Below are 14,949 nucleotides of genomic sequence, written 5' to 3' on the forward strand. Positions count from 1 at the left end.
AATGAAGAAGATTTTACTAATTTCCGCCGCCATATTTGCTTTGGCTGCATGCACTACTACGACTGAGATAAATCGTGGCGAAGGTAAGAAACAATTCTTGATTGCTTGTGGAGCATCGACTCCCTGGAGCACCTGCTACGACAAGGCCAATGAGGTTTGTCCGTCTGGTTATAACGATGTCTCTAAATCTGGTGGCTTTAACCGCAAAGAATTAACAGTAGAATGCATGAAATAACTTCAATTTTAAAATGCAGGTGATAGGCATGAAGAAGATTTTAATCGTTGCAACTTTCTACCTTCCGGTGGCAGTTTCAGCAGCATCTATTGCTGAGTATCAAAACAAATGCGAGCAGCAGTTTAATAAGTTCCCCGAGATGGTTTCATGCCTGACCAGTAACATCAAATCAGATAGCTTCTATGCAACAGATCCGGACGCGAAGCTGTATGCTGCTCAGGCAAATAGCCTGGCTGGAAAGGTGAAGCGAAAATCCATGTACGAAGAAGATGCAGTGCTTGAGCTGCAACAGGACTACACGGACATGAATAATCGCTATCAGGCGAAACAGAGCGCAGAGCCAAAGGACAATTCATTTATCTCAATCATTAAAGACAGATTGCATAATGGAAATGCTCCGCGCCAAAATCAAACCACGATTATAAATACTCAATAGCCGTCCATGGCTTCATGTATTCATTGCTGAGATGCTTGGTTAGATATTAGTGGCCTCACCATTGTTGAAACCTGATTTAGCGCCTTTTCGTATGCTGGCTTGCTTTCATATACCCGCATCGTGAGTCAGTAGGCATACTTGGCACCCAACCACTTACCGGAACACTCAAAGAAAATTGACTCTATTTTTTCAACTAATGGAACAGAAATGTCCCATGCAGCAGACGTGCTGAAAATATCAGGAAGTTAACTTATTGTTGCATAGGTTGAATATGATGTTTTTACATCATGAGTGCGTAGCATTTATAATCTAACGCACTTTAATCAAAAAAAGAGTGCGACCATGATTGATACCACCCTGCCGCTAACTGATTTGCACCGCCACCTTGATGGCAATATTCGTGCACAAACCATTCTCGATTTCGGACGCCAGTTTAATTTGCCGCTGCCGGCGGATTCCCTTGAAGCCCTTCGTCCTCACGTACAAGTCGTGGAGACTGCGCCTGACCTGGTGAGTTTCCTGCAAAAACTGGACTGGGGCGTGAAAGTCCTGGCCGATCTTGATGCCTGTCGCCGTGTGGCGTGGGAAAATATTGAAGATGCCGCGCGTAACGGCTTGCATTATGTTGAACTGCGTTTTTCACCGGGCTACATGGCGATGACGCATAACCTGCCGGTTGCGGGTGTGGTGGAAGCCGTTATTGAAGGCGTGCACCAGGGCTGCCGCGATTTTGGTGTTGAGGCCCGTTTGATTGGCATTATGAGCCGTACTTTCGGTGAAGCTGCATGCCTTGCTGAACTCGAAGCGCTGTTGGCGCATCGCGATAGCATTACTGCTCTTGACCTGGCGGGTGATGAGTTAGGTTTCCCAGGAAGCCTGTTCCTGAACCATTTCAACCGCGCGCGTGACGCAGGCTGGCATATCACCGTTCATGCGGGTGAAGCCGCAGGCCCGGAAAGTATCTGGCAGGCGATTCGTGAACTGGGTGCCGAGCGTATCGGTCACGGTGTGAAAGCCATCGAAGATCCCGCATTAATGGATTTCCTGGCCGAACACGGTATTGGTATTGAGTCTTGCCTGACGTCGAATATCCAGACCAGCACCATCGCGTCGTTGGATAAGCATCCGTTAGTCACCTTCCTCGAGAAAGGCGTACTGGCGACGATTAATACCGATGATCCTGCGGTTCAGGGCATCGATATTATTCATGAATACACGGTTGCCGCACCGCAGGCGGGATTGAGTGCGGCGCAGATTCGCACCGCACAAGAGAATGGTTTGAAAATTGCTTTCTTGTCCGATGCAGAAAAGCAGGCGCTGATCGCTAAAGTTCGCGCGGCTTAAACCTGTTAAAGCTTGGGTCAGGAAACTGACTCAAGCTCTCTTTTTTCCTTCGCCGTTTTTTTCGCGTAGCGTTGTGCAAGCACCGCACAAACCATCAATTGCACCTGGTGGAAGATCATCAGCGGCAGCACCATCATCCCCACGGCACTCGCCGGGAACAGCACGTTTGCCATGGGCACGCCATTGGCCAGGCTTTTCTTCGAGCCACAAAACACAATGGTAATTTCGTCTGCCGTGTTGAACCCCATCAAGCGTGCTACCCAGGTGTTGATCACCAGCACAATCGCCAGCAACACGATGGAACAACCGAGCACGCCGAGCAGCGCGGTGCCATTTACCTGCTGCCAGATGCCTTCCACCACCGCTTCGCTAAATGCCACATACACCACCAGCAAAATGGATGAGCGGTCTGTCAGGCTTATCAATTTCTTATGTTTATCGACCCAGCGGCCAATCAACGGGCGCGACAAATGCCCCACCACAAACGGCACCATCAATTGTAGGACGATTTTCCCAATCGCATGCAGCGTGTCAGTGCTTCCTTCCTGAGTATTCATCAGCGCGCCGACTAAAACGGGCGACAGGAAAATCCCCAGAATGCTTGAAGCCGATGCGCTACACACCGCCGCCGCAACGTTGCCGCCCGCGACTGAAGTAAATGCAATGGCCGACTGCACCGTGGCAGGTAGCGCACAAAGATAGAGGAAGCCCATATACAGCGGCTGATTAAGAATGGCGGGCGAGAGAAAACCCATCGCCAGGCCTAATAATGGAAACAGCGCGAAGGTGCTGAGAAACACGACAAGATGTAATTTCCAGTGCCCCATTCCCGCCACAACGGCGTCGCGCGAAAGTTTGGCTCCGTGCATGAAAAACAGCAGCGCAATCGCGGCGGTTGTCAGATATTCGAACACCGTTTTGATGGTCCCTTCGCAGGGGAAGAGTGAAGCCACCACGACCACACCAATCATAATCAGCAAAAACGGGTCAATTTTCAGACGCTGCAACAAATTCATCCGGCTTCCTTAAAGCAAGTTTTACCCAGAGTATTAATAGTAATTGATACTGTTTTTGATGGTGTAACTTTCAACCTTTGGCGGTTCGACACTTTCGTCGGTAATGCGCAACACACATTCCAGCGGGTTGAAATGGCCATCGTAATCGCAGGTTTGCTTAACCACCGCAATCGCTTTGCCGTTGAGTGTACTTTCGGAGGTGTAATCGAGTTTTTTCTTATCGTCATTACCGGCTTTCGCGGTGATGGCGAGAGTGTCGGTTTTTGCCGTGGTCGTTTTACCTAAAGGATAGCCCTGCGCATCATATTGATAAGTAATGGCGGTGCCTTCGCCATGAGCCGCGACCACAAAGCCGTTATCGTCCGTCACATACGTTACGGCAGCGCCGGGTAATTCAGCCAGTTGGCATTTTCCTTGCAGCTTGACTCGCCTTTCCCGACTCACAGAATCAAGATAATAATTAGCGTCGAGCACCAGCGTGGCTCCGGTATTATTTTCCAGATCGTGAAATTCGAGTTCGTTGAAACACCCTTCCTCTGACACCAAACCCACCACGCGTTTAATCACTTCGCCCTTTTCATTGATGAGCGTTTGGCTGAAATCTTTAACCGGCCCGCGCAACGGATCGAAATCAAATTCATTGGAGAAACTCGCCATTTCAGGCGTGTAGGAAAGGGTACTGTTCTGATTGTCGCACCCGGCAATAGACCCCGCCAGGGCACAGAGGATAATGATTTTCTTCACGTAAATCCTGTCATCGACTTGATAGGTAACAATCATGATATAAGCAAATACAGCGATTTACACTAAAGCGACTATTCTTTAATAGCACTCTCAACATAAGGAAGAGATCATGAAACACTCGATTTGGCTGGGTGTATGTCTGTTAATCGCGACCACTCCAGTGTTAGCCGCGCAGACATCATGCGATAAAGTTAAGGCCGACATTCAGCAAAAGATTATTAATAACGGTGTCCCTGAGTCGGGATTTAGTTTGACGATTGTCCCTAACGACCAGGCCGACCAACCCGATGCGCAGGTCGTTGGGCATTGCGCGAATGATACGCAGAAAATCTTATATACGCGTACCAGCAGTGGGAACAATCCGGCAAGTGGCAGCACCACTCAGGATGGAACACAAACCGAGCCGCAGTAACCTCTTAAACCGGGGCATCACCGCCCCGTTCTTTTCCCCGCACCATACAAGTCAACTTTCATTCAAAACTCCGCACTAACTTTGACCCGTGTTAACAAACGCTACTCCTAAATGAGTAAAACTCATTCCTGACGAAAATATTCGCCTGATAAGCAATTTTTCGCGCCGCTGTCATTACACCTAAAACTACAAAAACAATGACATCCCGACCTGAGATAAAATGTCATGGAGTGAGCTATGTCGAACCAAAGTTGCCCTGATGGAATTACCCGTCGAAGCCTGGTGAAAACCAGCGCCATTGGTGGGCTTGCCCTTGCGGTTAGTGGTATATCCCTGCCCTTTGGCTTGCGGGCCGCAGCCACGGCTGTTGGCGCCGCGGTAAACCAAAATACTGAAGATAAAGTGGTCTGGGGCGCATGTTCTGTGAACTGCGGAAGTCGCTGCGCCCTGCGTTTGCACGTCAGCGATAATGAAGTCACCTGGGTTGAAACCGATAACACCGGGCATGACGTGTATGGCGATCATCAGGTACGCGCTTGTCTGCGTGGACGCTCGATTCGTCGCCGTATCAATCACCCGGAACGCCTGAACTACCCGATGAAGCGCGTAGGTAAACGCGGCGAAGGGAAGTTCGAACGCATCTCCTGGGATGAAGCGCTGGACACCATCACCAAAAGCCTGAAAGGCACGGTGGAAAAGTACGGCAACGAAGCGGTTTATATCAACTACACCTCAGGTGTCGTCGGCGGAAACATTACCCGCTCTTCGCCTTACGCCTCACTGGTTGCCCGCCTGATGAACAGCTACGGCGGATTTCTCAGCCATTACGGTACTTACAGTACCGCACAAATTGCTTGCGCGATGCCTTACACCTATGGCGGTAACGACGGCAACAGCACGTCTGATATTGAAAACAGCAAACTGGTGGTGTTGTTCGGTAATAATCCTGCCGAAACGCGCATGAGCGGCGGCGGCATTACCTGGTATCTTGAGCAGGCTCGCGAGCGCTCCAACGCACGCATGATCGTTATCGATCCGCGCTACACAGACACCGCAGCCGGGCGCGAAGATGAATGGCTGCCGATTCGTCCGGGTACGGATGCCGCCCTGGTTGCCGGTATTGCTCACGTTTTGATTCGCGAAAACCTCGTCGACCAACCTTTCCTCGATAAATACTGCGTGGGTTACGATGAGAAAACCCTGCCGGAAGACGCGCCCGCCAACTCGCATTACAAAGCCTATATTCTCGGTCAGGGCGACGACGGCGTAGAAAAATCCCCGCAATGGGCGTCGGCGATTACCGGTATTCCGGTAGATAAAATCATCAAACTGGCCCGTGAAATTGGCAGTACCAAACCGGCGTATATCGCGCAGGGTTGGGGGCCGCAACGTCAGGCCAACGGCGAATTAACCTCACGAGCCATCGCTATGCTGCCGATTCTGACCGGCAACGTGGGTATCAATGGCGGTAACAGCGGCGCACGCGAGTCCACCTACACCATCACCATTGAACGCATGCCGGTGTTGACGAACCCGGTGAAAACGCAGATTTCCTGCTTTAGCTGGACTGATGCCATCGCTCGCGGGCCAGAAATGACCGCCAAACGTGACGGTGTGCGTGGCAAAGATAAGCTCGATGTGCCCATCAAATTCATCTGGAACTACGCCGGTAACACCATTACTAACCAGCATTCCGACATCAATAAAACCCACGATATTCTGCAAGATGACAGCCAATGCGAAATGATTGTGGTCATCGAAAACTTTATGACTTCATCGGCGAAATATGCCGACATCCTGCTGCCCGATTTAATGACTGTCGAACAACAAGACATTATCCCGAACGATTACGCCGGGAATATGGGCTATCTGATCTTCATCCAACCGGCGACGGAACCGAAGTTTGAACGCAAGCCGATTTACTGGATTACAAGCGAAGTCGCCCGTCGCCTCGGGCCGGATATCTACCAGAAGTTTACCGAGGGGCGCACCCAGGAAGAGTGGCTGAAATATCTCTACGCGAAGATGCTGGCAACTGACCCTGCACTGCCGTCGTATGAAGAACTGCGCGCAATGGGAATATATAAGCGTAAAGATCCGAACGGGCATTTCGTCGCTTATAAAGATTTCCGCACAGATCCAGATGCTAATCCGTTAAAAACGCCGTCCGGTAAAATCGAAATCTACTCCAGCCAGCTTGCGAAAATCGCCGCCAGTTGGGAGTTGGAAAAAGACGAAACCATCAGTCCACTGCCCATTTACGCCTCCACTTTTGACGGCTGGGACGCCCCTGAACGCAGCACTTACCCGCTGCAACTTTTCGGCTTCCACTATAAAGCCCGCACCCATTCAAGCTACGGCAACATTGATGTCCTCAAAGCCGCATGTCGCCAGGAAGTGTGGATTAACCCGATTGATGCACAGGCTCGCGGTATTGCCAGTGGCGATATGGTGCGCGTGTTTAACAGTCGGGGTGAGTTGCGGATCCCGGCGAAAGTCACGCCTCGCATCATGCCGGGAGTGACCGCCATGGGCCAGGGCGCCTGGCACGAAGCCAATATGACCGGCGACCGCATTGACCACGGTTCGTGCATTAATACGCTGACCTCGCAGCGCCCTTCACCGCTGGCGAAAGGCAATCCACAACATACCAATCTCGTTGATATCCAGAAGGCGTAAGGAATAGCGAATGACAACCCAATACGGATTTTACATAGATTCCAGCCGCTGCACCGGATGTAAAACTTGCGAGCTGGCTTGCAAGGATTACAAAAACTTAGGCCCGGATGTCAGTTTCCGCCGCATTTATGAATATGCGGGCGGCGACTGGCAGCAAGACAATGGTGTCTGGCAGCAAAACGTGTTTGCTTATTACCTGTCGATCGCCTGCAACCACTGCGAAGACCCGGCGTGTACCAAGGTTTGTCCGAGCGGCGCGATGCACAAGCGTGAAGATGGTTTTGTGGTGGTGAATGAAGAAGTTTGCATTGGCTGCCGCTACTGCCACATGGCCTGCCCGTACGGTGCGCCGCAATACAATGCGGAGAAAGGCCATATGACCAAATGCGATGGCTGCTATTCACGCATCGCGGAAGGCAAGAAACCTGTTTGCGTCGAATCCTGCCCGCTTCGTGCTCTGGATATGGCTCCGATTGCTGAACTGCGTCAAAAATATGGCAACCAGGCGGCAATCGCGCCACTGCCTTCTGCACATTTCACCAAACCCAATATTGTTATTAAACCCAACGCCAACAGCCGCCCTTGTGGGGATAAAACCGGTTATCTGGCCAATCCTCTGGAGGTCTAAGATGGGAAGCGGATGGCATGAATGGCCGTTAGTGTTATTTACCGTACTGGGCCAGTGCGTGGTGGGAGCCGTCATTGTGATGGGGCTGGCGTGGAACTCGGCGAGTAATAATAGCGAGTTACAGCAAAAAATGGTTCGCTCCATGTTCTTTATCTGGGTGCTGATGGGCATTGCGTTTCTGGCATCGGTCATGCACCTCGGTTCTCCGCTACGGGCGTTTAATTCGCTCAATCGCGTTGGACAGTCGGCTCTGAGCAATGAAATTGCCAGCGGTTCCGTGTTCTTCGCGGTGGGCGGTTTCTGGTGGCTGATAGCCGTACTGAAGAAAATGCCGCTGGCGATTGGCCGGATATGGCTTGCCGCAACGATGGTTTTGGGGCTGGTTTTTGTCTGGGCGATGACTCGCGTTTACCAGATTGACACCGTTCCGACCTGGCACAATAGCTATACCACGCTGAGTTTCTTTACCACCGTGGTGCTGGGTGGCCCGCTGCTTGGGACTTTGCTGTTACGCGCCGTCGATTATTCCTTCCACCCCATAAAACTCGCTGCGCTGAGCGTGCTGGCGTTATTTGTGGCGGTGGCGATTATCGTCCTGCAAGGCAGTGAACTCTCGGCGATTCAAAGTTCCGTTCAGCATGCCAGCGCCCTGGTTCCTGATTACGCCTCGCTTCAGGTCTGGCGCATCGCACTGTTAGCGCTCGGTTTAGGCTGCTGGATTTGCCCGCTTTTACGCCGTGTTCAGCCTAAAACTCCTGGCTTGTTGATAGGGTTTATCCTCATCGTTGTCGGTGAATGTATTGGTCGCGGGATTTTTTATGGCCTGCATATGACCGTCGGCATGGCGGTGGCTGGTTAATTGGTACAAAATGCGCGGGAAAACCCGCGCAATTAAGGAAGAAAAGAATGTCTAAAAGTACGTCGGCAACAACACAACGCCTGGCGACCATCGCCCTGACAGGCAGAGTCCTGGGTGCGCTTTATTATCAAGAACCAAAAAGCCGGGACGTCGCCTCGCTATACGCCTCACTGGCTGACCCGAAATGGGCCGAGCAATGGCCAGTGCAGCACGATGAACTGGCAGCGATTGCACAACGCATGACCGACGGGTTGGATTATTCGAAAGAATCACTTAGCGAAGCCTGGCAACGCCTGTTTATTGGCCCTTACGCATTGCCTGCCTCCCCGTGGGGTTCGGTTTATCTCGATAAAGAAAGTGTCTTGTTTGGCGATTCAATGCTGGAACTGCGCCGCTGGATGCGCAAAAACGATATTTCCAATGAGCAAGAGAGCAATGAACCGGAAGATCACATTGGTTTGTTATTGATGCTGGCGGCCTGGCTTGCTGAAGAAGGCTTGCAGCAGAAAGTCGATGAACTGCTGGCGTGGCACATTCTGCCGTGGAGCGGGCGTTTTCTGGAGCTGTTTATCGCCCATGCCGAACACCCGTTTTATCAGGCATTAGGTGAGCTAACCCAAATCACCCTTGCTGACTGGCGCACAGACCTGCTGATTCCGGTCGCAACCAAAGAACTACACGCCTAAGAATCTGAGAAGCGGTGGATGTCATCCACCCTCTAAAATCATCTCTCGTAGGTCGGATTAGCGTAGCGACATCCGACACTTACCAAAACAATCAAAGTTACACCGTAACTTCTATCAATCCATTTTAAGACAATTCTTTACCTTCCTCCTCAAGCGAGGCGGCACAAGGCCAAACCTGTTATTCCCCCAGAAATCATAAGCCTGCTAAATTCCACATAAACTGGAATCATTCCCGTCACGTTGCTATAGGTCAAAACACCCTGCCGACACAAGGCATAACAACAGGCGACCCGCGCGGTGGCTATAACACGTGCAACAGGGAGACACACTGCAATGCAAAATTCATCACTCGTTAAACGCGCCTTCGCAGGTGCATTGGCACTGATCGTCGTGCTCGGGCTGCTCGTCTGGGGAATTGGCCCGGAGACGATCAAAGCCCGTCAGGTCGATTTGCTCTATCTTGGGCAACAGCACCTGATTTTAGTGTTTAGCTCGATGGCGCTGGCGCTGTTAGTCGGTGTCCCGAGCGGCATTCTGCTCAGTCGCCCTGCCGCCCGCCGCTGGGCCGAATACGTGATGCAAATATTTAACGTCGGTAATACGCTGCCCCCGCTAGCCGTGCTGGCGCTGGCGATGGTGTTCATCGGAATTGGTGACAAACCGGCGATCATCGCGCTGTTCCTCGCCTCACTTCTGCCAATTGTTCGTAATACCTATTCGGGTTTATGCGGCGTTCCGGCTTCGCTCATTGAAGCCGCCAACGGTATCGGCATGACGAAATGGCAGCGTCTGCGCCAGGTCGAGTTACCCAACGCCTGGCCTGTCATTCTGTCGGGGATCCGTATTGCGACGGCAATTAATGTGGGCACCGCGCCACTGGCATTTTTGATTGGTGCCAGCAGTTACGGCGAACTGATTTTCCCGGGGATATATCTTAACGATTTCCCGACCCTGATATTAGGTGCCGCCGCCACAGCCCTGTTTGCCCTGATTCTTGATATTGCACTTGCGGGCTTAGGTCGTGTTTTAAGTCCCCACACAGCGAAATAACAACAATAAAAAGGAGCAAATAATGACATCCATTAAACCCCTGATTGCGGGACTGGCCGCAACGCTACTCCTGGCTGGCACAGCCAAAGCAGAGCCGATTGTGCTGGCGACGAAAAGCTTTACCGAGCAGCATATTTTGTCGGCAATGACCACGCAGTACCTGCGTAAAAAAGGCTTCCAGGTGACTCCGCAAACCAACATCGCCACGGTGATTTCGCGTAACGCGATGATTAACAAACAGGTCGATATGACCTGGGAATACACCGGCACCTCGCTGATTATTTTTAACCACATCAACAAACGTATGAGTCCGCAGGAATCCTACGACACGGTTAAAAAGCTTGATGCGAAACTGGGACTGGTGTGGCTAAAACCGGCAGATATGAACAACACCTACGCTTTTGCGATGCAGCGTAAACGCGCTGAAGAAGAGAACATTAACACCATGTCGGAGCTGGTAGCCAAAGTAGAACAGGTTCGCAAAACTGACCCGAATAACAACTGGATGCTCGGCCTTGACCTGGAATTCGCCGGGCGTAGCGACGGTATGAAACCGTTACAGCAAGCTTATAGCATGCCGCTCGATCGCCCGCAGATTCGCCAGATGGACCCAGGTCTTGTGTATAACGCGGTGCGCGATGGCTTCGTTGACGCGGGTCTGATTTACACCACCGATGGCCGCGTAAAAGGCTTCGATTTGAAAGTGTTGAAAGATGATAAAGGTTTCTTCCCAAGTTACGCCGTCACGCCTGTGGTGCGCAAAGAGACGCTGGCAGCCAATCCTGGTCTTGAAGATGCCCTGGACACCCTCTCCGGCCTGCTCAACAACGACGTGATCTCCACCCTGAATGCCAAAGTGGATATCGACCATGAAACCCCACAAAAAGTGGCGCAAGAGTTCCTGCAACAGAAAGGTTTGCTCTAAGGAGGCATCATGGAAACGTTGAATTATATGATGGATAACGCAGGGTATCTGGGCAGTTTAACGCTGCAACACCTGTGGTTAGTGCTTTTAGCTGTCGGACTGGCGATTGTGATTGGCGTGCCGCTGGGCATTTTAATCGTGCGCCACAAATGGCTCGCCACACCCGTGTTGGGTATTGCGACTATTGTGCTGACCATCCCTTCTATCGCCCTGTTCGGGCTGATGATCCCGCTGTTTTCCATGGTTGGGCAAGGGATTGGCGTGTTGCCTGCGATCACGGCCGTTTTCCTCTATTCATTGCTGCCGATTGTCCGTAACACGCACACCGCCCTCGACAGTCTGCCGCCAGGTTTGCGTGAAGCCGGACGCGGTATCGGCATGACGTTCTGGCAACGCCTGCGCTGGGTCGAAATCCCAATGGCTCTGCCGGTGATTTTTGGCGGTATCCGAACCGCCGTGGTCATGAACATTGGCGTAATGGCCATCGCTGCCGTTATCGGCGCAGGCGGTTTGGGTTTGTTACTGCTTAACGGCATCGGAAGTAGCGACATTCGCATGTTGATTGCTGGTGCCGTCATGATTTGTGTTTTGGCTATTGTGCTTGATTGGTTATTGCACCGTTTACAGCTGGTGCTGACTCCTAAGGGGATTCGATAATGATTAAACTAGAAAACCTCACGAAACAGTTTGTTCAGAAGAACGGTCAGACTTTTAACGCTGTGGATAATGTCAGCCTGAATGTGCCGGAAGGCGAAATGTGCGTGCTGCTCGGCCCATCCGGCTGCGGCAAAACCACCACGCTGAAAATGATCAACCGCCTGATTGCCCCGACCGGCGGCAATATTCTGATTAACGGTAAAAATACCAACGAGCTGGATACCGTGACGCTGCGCCGCAATATTGGCTATGTAATTCAGCAAATCGGCCTGTTCCCGAACATGACGATTGAAGAGAACATTACCGTGGTGCCGCGCATGTTGGGTTGGGATAAAGCCCGATGTAAAGAGCGTGCCAGCGAATTAATGAGCATGGTGGCGCTCGACCCGAGCAAGTTCCTGAACCGTTATCCACGTGAAATGTCAGGCGGCCAGCAACAGCGTATCGGCGTGATTCGGGCACTTGCGGCTGATCCTCCGGTGCTGCTGATGGATGAGCCTTTTGGCGCCGTCGACCCGATCAACCGCGAAACGATTCAGAATGAATTTCTGGAAATGCAGCGCCAGTTGAAGAAAACCGTCATGCTGGTCAGCCACGATATCGACGAAGCGCTGAAATTAGGCGACCGTATTGCCGTGTTCCGCCAGGGCAAAATCGTGCAGTGCGCCAGCCCCGATGAGCTGCTTGCTAAACCGGCCAATGAATTTGTTGGCTCGTTTGTCGGCCAGGACCGCACGTTAAAACGCCTGCTGCTGGTTCAGGCCGGGGATGTGACGGACCAACAGCCGACTATTACCGCTCGCGAATCCACGCCGCTGCCGGAAGCGTTCGCCACCATGGATGACAACGATATGCGTTCGATTACCGTGGTGGACAGCGAAGGCAAACCGTTAGGTTTCGTGAAACGCCGGGAAGCGCGTGGCGCAACCGGAGCATGTGCCGATATCCTGCACCCGTTCCGCATTACCGGATGCGCCGAAGATAACCTGCGTATCGTGCTTTCGAAACTCTATGAGCACAACATGGTGTGGATGCCCATTACTGACGAAGATGGCCGTTACAGTGGCGAGATTTCGCAGGATTATATTGCCGATTATCTCAGTTCAGGCCGAACGCGTCGGGCGTTAAATATTTATCAGCCATAATTCATCGTTGTCGGATGGTGTAAATGGTGGATGACGCTTGCGCTTATCCGCCCTACAATGCTTGCTATGCACCGCTTACACCACTTCCCCGACATGAAAGGCATGTTACGACGGCTTATTTTTGCCGTCTGGATTGGCATCGCCTCAGCGGTGGTGGTCTGGCTTTTCCGCCAGTCGATGTATCTCCTTGAAGGCCTGTTTTTGGGCGACCACAGTGGAAGCCTGGTCGCCGCTGCCGCGGCGTTACCCTCATGGCGACGTTTACTGACACCGGCACTCGGCGGTTTACTGGCTGGGACATTACTCTGGAGTTGGCAACGCGCCACACGTCAGCGTCCCTGCGCCCCCACCGATTATATGGAGGCCATTGAAACGGGCGACGGTCGGTTAGATGTTTCCGCAAGCCTGGTCAAATCGGCGGCGTCGCTGATTGTGGTGGCCAGCGGAAGCGCCATTGGCCGTGAAGGTGCAATGGTGCTGCTGGCAACCGTTTTTGCTTCGGTATTCGCCCAGCGATGTTCAAACAAAGATGAATGGAAATTATGGGTGGCCTGCGGTGCCGCCGCCGGGATGGCAAGCGCCTATCACGCGCCGCTGGCGGGCAGTTTGTTTATCGCAGAGATTCTGTTTGGCACCTTGATGCTCGCCTCACTCGGCCCGGTGGTTATTGCCGCCGTCAGCGCTTTGCTGGTTACTCATTTATTGAATGACCAACAAGCGCTGTTATATGTGGTCCGCACGTTAAACGCTCCGCAGCCCATCCAATATTTGCTGATGGCGACATTCGGTTTAATAGCCGGGATTGCTGGGCCACTGTTCCTGTGGTTGATGTCGAAAAGTAGTCAATTTTTCCAGCGTTTGCACTTAACGCCGCCATTACAACTGGCGCTGGGCGGATTGCTGGTCGGGCTGCTTTCATTGATCACGCCGCTGGTTTGGGGAAATGGCTACAGCGTAGTGCAGTCGTTTCTTTCGCAGCCTCCGGCATTGCTCTTCGTTGCCGGGATTCTGGTTTACAAACTGGCTGCGGTGCTGGCAAGTAGCGGTTCGGGTGCGCCAGGCGGCGTATTTACCCCGACGCTATTCGTCGGTGCTGCACTGGGAATGGTCGTGGGTCAATGGTTTGGGATCTGGACGTGGAGCGGTGACAACGTGGCGATATTGCTGGCTTTAACCGGTATGGCAACCCTTCTGGCGGCTACTACTCATGCCCCGATTATGTCAACGCTGATGGTGTGTGAAATGACCGGGGAGTTTTCATTGCTCCCCGGATTACTGCTGGCATGCGTGATTGCTTCAGCACTTTCGCGCTGGTTACGCCCGCAAACGGTCTACCATCAAAGCGCCGCTAAGGCGGGATAAATCGATGTAGTGCGCCAGTTCGCGCTGCTCTGCACGTGGCAAGTAAGGCAACTCACCCACCAGCGGCGCTGGCAATTTTTTGCTTAAGACGTCGATGATTTCGGCGTAATGTGCCAGACCCGGATTGATACGGTTAGCGACCCAGCCCATCAACGGCAGGCCGTCATTGGCGATGGCCTGCGCCGTCAGTAAAGCGTGGTTAATACAGCCTTCCTGAATGCCCACCACCATCAACACCGGTAATTGCTCCTGAACCACCCATTCAGATAATGGGCGTAAATCATTCATCAGGCTACGCCAGCCGCCCGTACCTTCGACCACAACGTGATCCGCTTGCGCAGTTAAGCGTTGTAGCCCATCAGACAGCAGCGAATAGTTAATCTGACAATTGTGGCTAACGCTGCTCTCTTCTTCGCTCAGCGCGATAGGATTGATGGCTTCGTAAGGCACGTCGACAGTGGAAACACTTTGCAGGACTAACGCATCTTTATTGCGAAGTCCCTCTGGCGTCTCTTTACTGCCTTTGGCTACCGGCTTAAAGCCGACGACGCTTTTGCCGCTGGCTGCAAGAGCCTGCAACAAAGCGCGAGAAACCACAGTCTTCCCGACTGCGGTATCGGTACCCGTTATAAAGAAACGCGTAAGCATGACGAACTCCCGAGGTAATGCTCAAAGTGATTAAAAATTGAATAATTCAGGAGTGAAAGTCTAAAAGAATAGTGATTTGACCAGTTTGAGATAGCGCAATTTTTAGTGGATAAGCCTTCGACA

Annotated in this window: 16 protein-coding genes; 13 read left to right on the plus strand and 3 right to left on the minus strand. The window is 52.2% G+C overall.

Going from position 1 to position 14,949, the window contains the following annotated elements:
* The first annotated feature begins 1 nt into the window (after position 1).
* The 3 genes from DY231_RS13260 (at position 2) to add (ending at position 2,015) form a co-directional block, all read left to right on the plus strand.
* Positions 2–235 carry a hypothetical protein gene (locus DY231_RS13260; protein WP_115631842.1) on the plus strand — a complete coding sequence of 78 codons (234 nt, stop codon included), beginning with the start codon at positions 2–4 and terminating at the stop codon, positions 233–235.
* 28 nt (positions 236–263) lie between these two features.
* On the plus strand, positions 264–671 hold the full coding sequence (locus DY231_RS13265) for a hypothetical protein (protein WP_115628948.1): 408 nt from the start codon (positions 264–266) through the stop codon (positions 669–671).
* A 342-nt stretch (positions 672–1,013) separates the two neighbouring features.
* The gene (add, locus tag DY231_RS13270) at positions 1,014–2,015 is read left to right on the plus strand and encodes an adenosine deaminase (protein WP_115628950.1); all 1,002 of its coding nucleotides are present in this window, start codon (positions 1,014–1,016) and stop codon (positions 2,013–2,015) included.
* A gap of 17 nt (positions 2,016–2,032) precedes the next feature.
* On the opposite strand, the gene DY231_RS13275 is transcribed toward add, so the two are convergent.
* Together DY231_RS13275 and DY231_RS13280 are read right to left on the minus strand one after the other, a co-directional pair.
* The gene (locus DY231_RS13275) at positions 2,033–3,031 is read right to left on the minus strand and encodes a bile acid:sodium symporter family protein (RefSeq protein WP_115628952.1); all 999 of its coding nucleotides are present in this window, start codon (positions 3,029–3,031) and stop codon (positions 2,033–2,035) included.
* A 33-nt stretch (positions 3,032–3,064) separates the two neighbouring features.
* The gene (locus DY231_RS13280) at positions 3,065–3,775 is read right to left on the minus strand and encodes a YnfC family lipoprotein (RefSeq protein WP_172588692.1); all 711 of its coding nucleotides are present in this window, start codon (positions 3,773–3,775) and stop codon (positions 3,065–3,067) included.
* 109 nt (positions 3,776–3,884) lie between these two features.
* On the opposite strand from DY231_RS13280, the gene DY231_RS13285 reads away from it, so the two are divergent.
* The 10 genes from DY231_RS13285 to clcB all read left to right on the plus strand — a co-directional run bounded on the left by DY231_RS13285 (position 3,885) and on the right by clcB (position 14,178).
* On the plus strand, positions 3,885–4,187 hold the full coding sequence (locus DY231_RS13285; protein WP_034495027.1) for a DUF1161 domain-containing protein: 303 nt from the start codon (positions 3,885–3,887) through the stop codon (positions 4,185–4,187).
* Between the two features lie 237 nt (positions 4,188–4,424).
* Positions 4,425–6,866, plus strand: coding sequence for a selenate/tellurate reductase subunit YnfE (ynfE, locus tag DY231_RS13290; RefSeq protein ID WP_115628956.1), 2,442 nt, complete (start codon positions 4,425–4,427; stop codon positions 6,864–6,866).
* A gap of 10 nt (positions 6,867–6,876) precedes the next feature.
* On the plus strand, positions 6,877–7,494 hold the full coding sequence (locus tag DY231_RS13295; RefSeq protein ID WP_034495025.1) for a DMSO/selenate family reductase complex B subunit: 618 nt from the start codon (positions 6,877–6,879) through the stop codon (positions 7,492–7,494).
* Between the two features lies 1 nt (position 7,495).
* The gene (locus DY231_RS13300; protein WP_115628958.1) at positions 7,496–8,353 is read left to right on the plus strand and encodes a dimethyl sulfoxide reductase anchor subunit family protein; all 858 of its coding nucleotides are present in this window, start codon (positions 7,496–7,498) and stop codon (positions 8,351–8,353) included.
* A gap of 47 nt (positions 8,354–8,400) precedes the next feature.
* Positions 8,401–9,039 carry a Tat proofreading chaperone DmsD gene (gene dmsD, locus DY231_RS13305; RefSeq protein WP_115628960.1) on the plus strand — a complete coding sequence of 213 codons (639 nt, stop codon included), beginning with the start codon at positions 8,401–8,403 and terminating at the stop codon, positions 9,037–9,039.
* Positions 9,040–9,372: 333 nt separating this feature from the next.
* Entirely contained in the window at positions 9,373–10,089 is a 717-nt protein-coding gene (osmY, locus tag DY231_RS13310) for an osmoprotectant ABC transporter permease OsmY (RefSeq protein WP_115628962.1), read from the plus strand.
* A 22-nt stretch (positions 10,090–10,111) separates the two neighbouring features.
* The gene (gene osmX / locus DY231_RS13315; RefSeq protein ID WP_115628964.1) at positions 10,112–11,014 is read left to right on the plus strand and encodes an osmoprotectant ABC transporter substrate-binding protein OsmX; all 903 of its coding nucleotides are present in this window, start codon (positions 10,112–10,114) and stop codon (positions 11,012–11,014) included.
* Positions 11,015–11,023: 9 nt separating this feature from the next.
* Positions 11,024–11,671 (plus strand): osmoprotectant ABC transporter permease OsmW, encoded by a 648-nt coding sequence (gene osmW / locus DY231_RS13320; RefSeq protein WP_034495020.1) that lies wholly within the window; start codon positions 11,024–11,026, stop codon positions 11,669–11,671.
* Positions 11,671–12,816 carry an osmoprotectant ABC transporter ATP-binding protein OsmV gene (gene osmV, locus DY231_RS13325; RefSeq protein ID WP_115628966.1) on the plus strand — a complete coding sequence of 382 codons (1,146 nt, stop codon included), beginning with the start codon at positions 11,671–11,673 and terminating at the stop codon, positions 12,814–12,816. Before osmW ends, osmV begins: the two co-directional genes overlap by 1 nt.
* A 66-nt stretch (positions 12,817–12,882) precedes the next feature.
* Entirely contained in the window at positions 12,883–14,178 is a 1,296-nt protein-coding gene (gene clcB / locus DY231_RS13330) for a voltage-gated ClC-type chloride channel ClcB (RefSeq protein WP_115631843.1), read from the plus strand.
* Here clcB and bioD read toward each other — a convergent pair.
* On the minus strand, positions 14,131–14,826 hold the full coding sequence (gene bioD / locus DY231_RS13335) for a dethiobiotin synthase (protein ID WP_115628968.1): 696 nt from the start codon (positions 14,824–14,826) through the stop codon (positions 14,131–14,133). The genes clcB and bioD overlap by 48 nt on opposite strands.
* Positions 14,827–14,949: the final 123 nt, after the last annotated feature.

The sequence above is a fragment of the Buttiauxella agrestis genome, assembly GCF_900446255.1.
GTDB classification, from domain to species: Bacteria; Pseudomonadota; Gammaproteobacteria; order Enterobacterales; family Enterobacteriaceae; genus Buttiauxella; species Buttiauxella agrestis.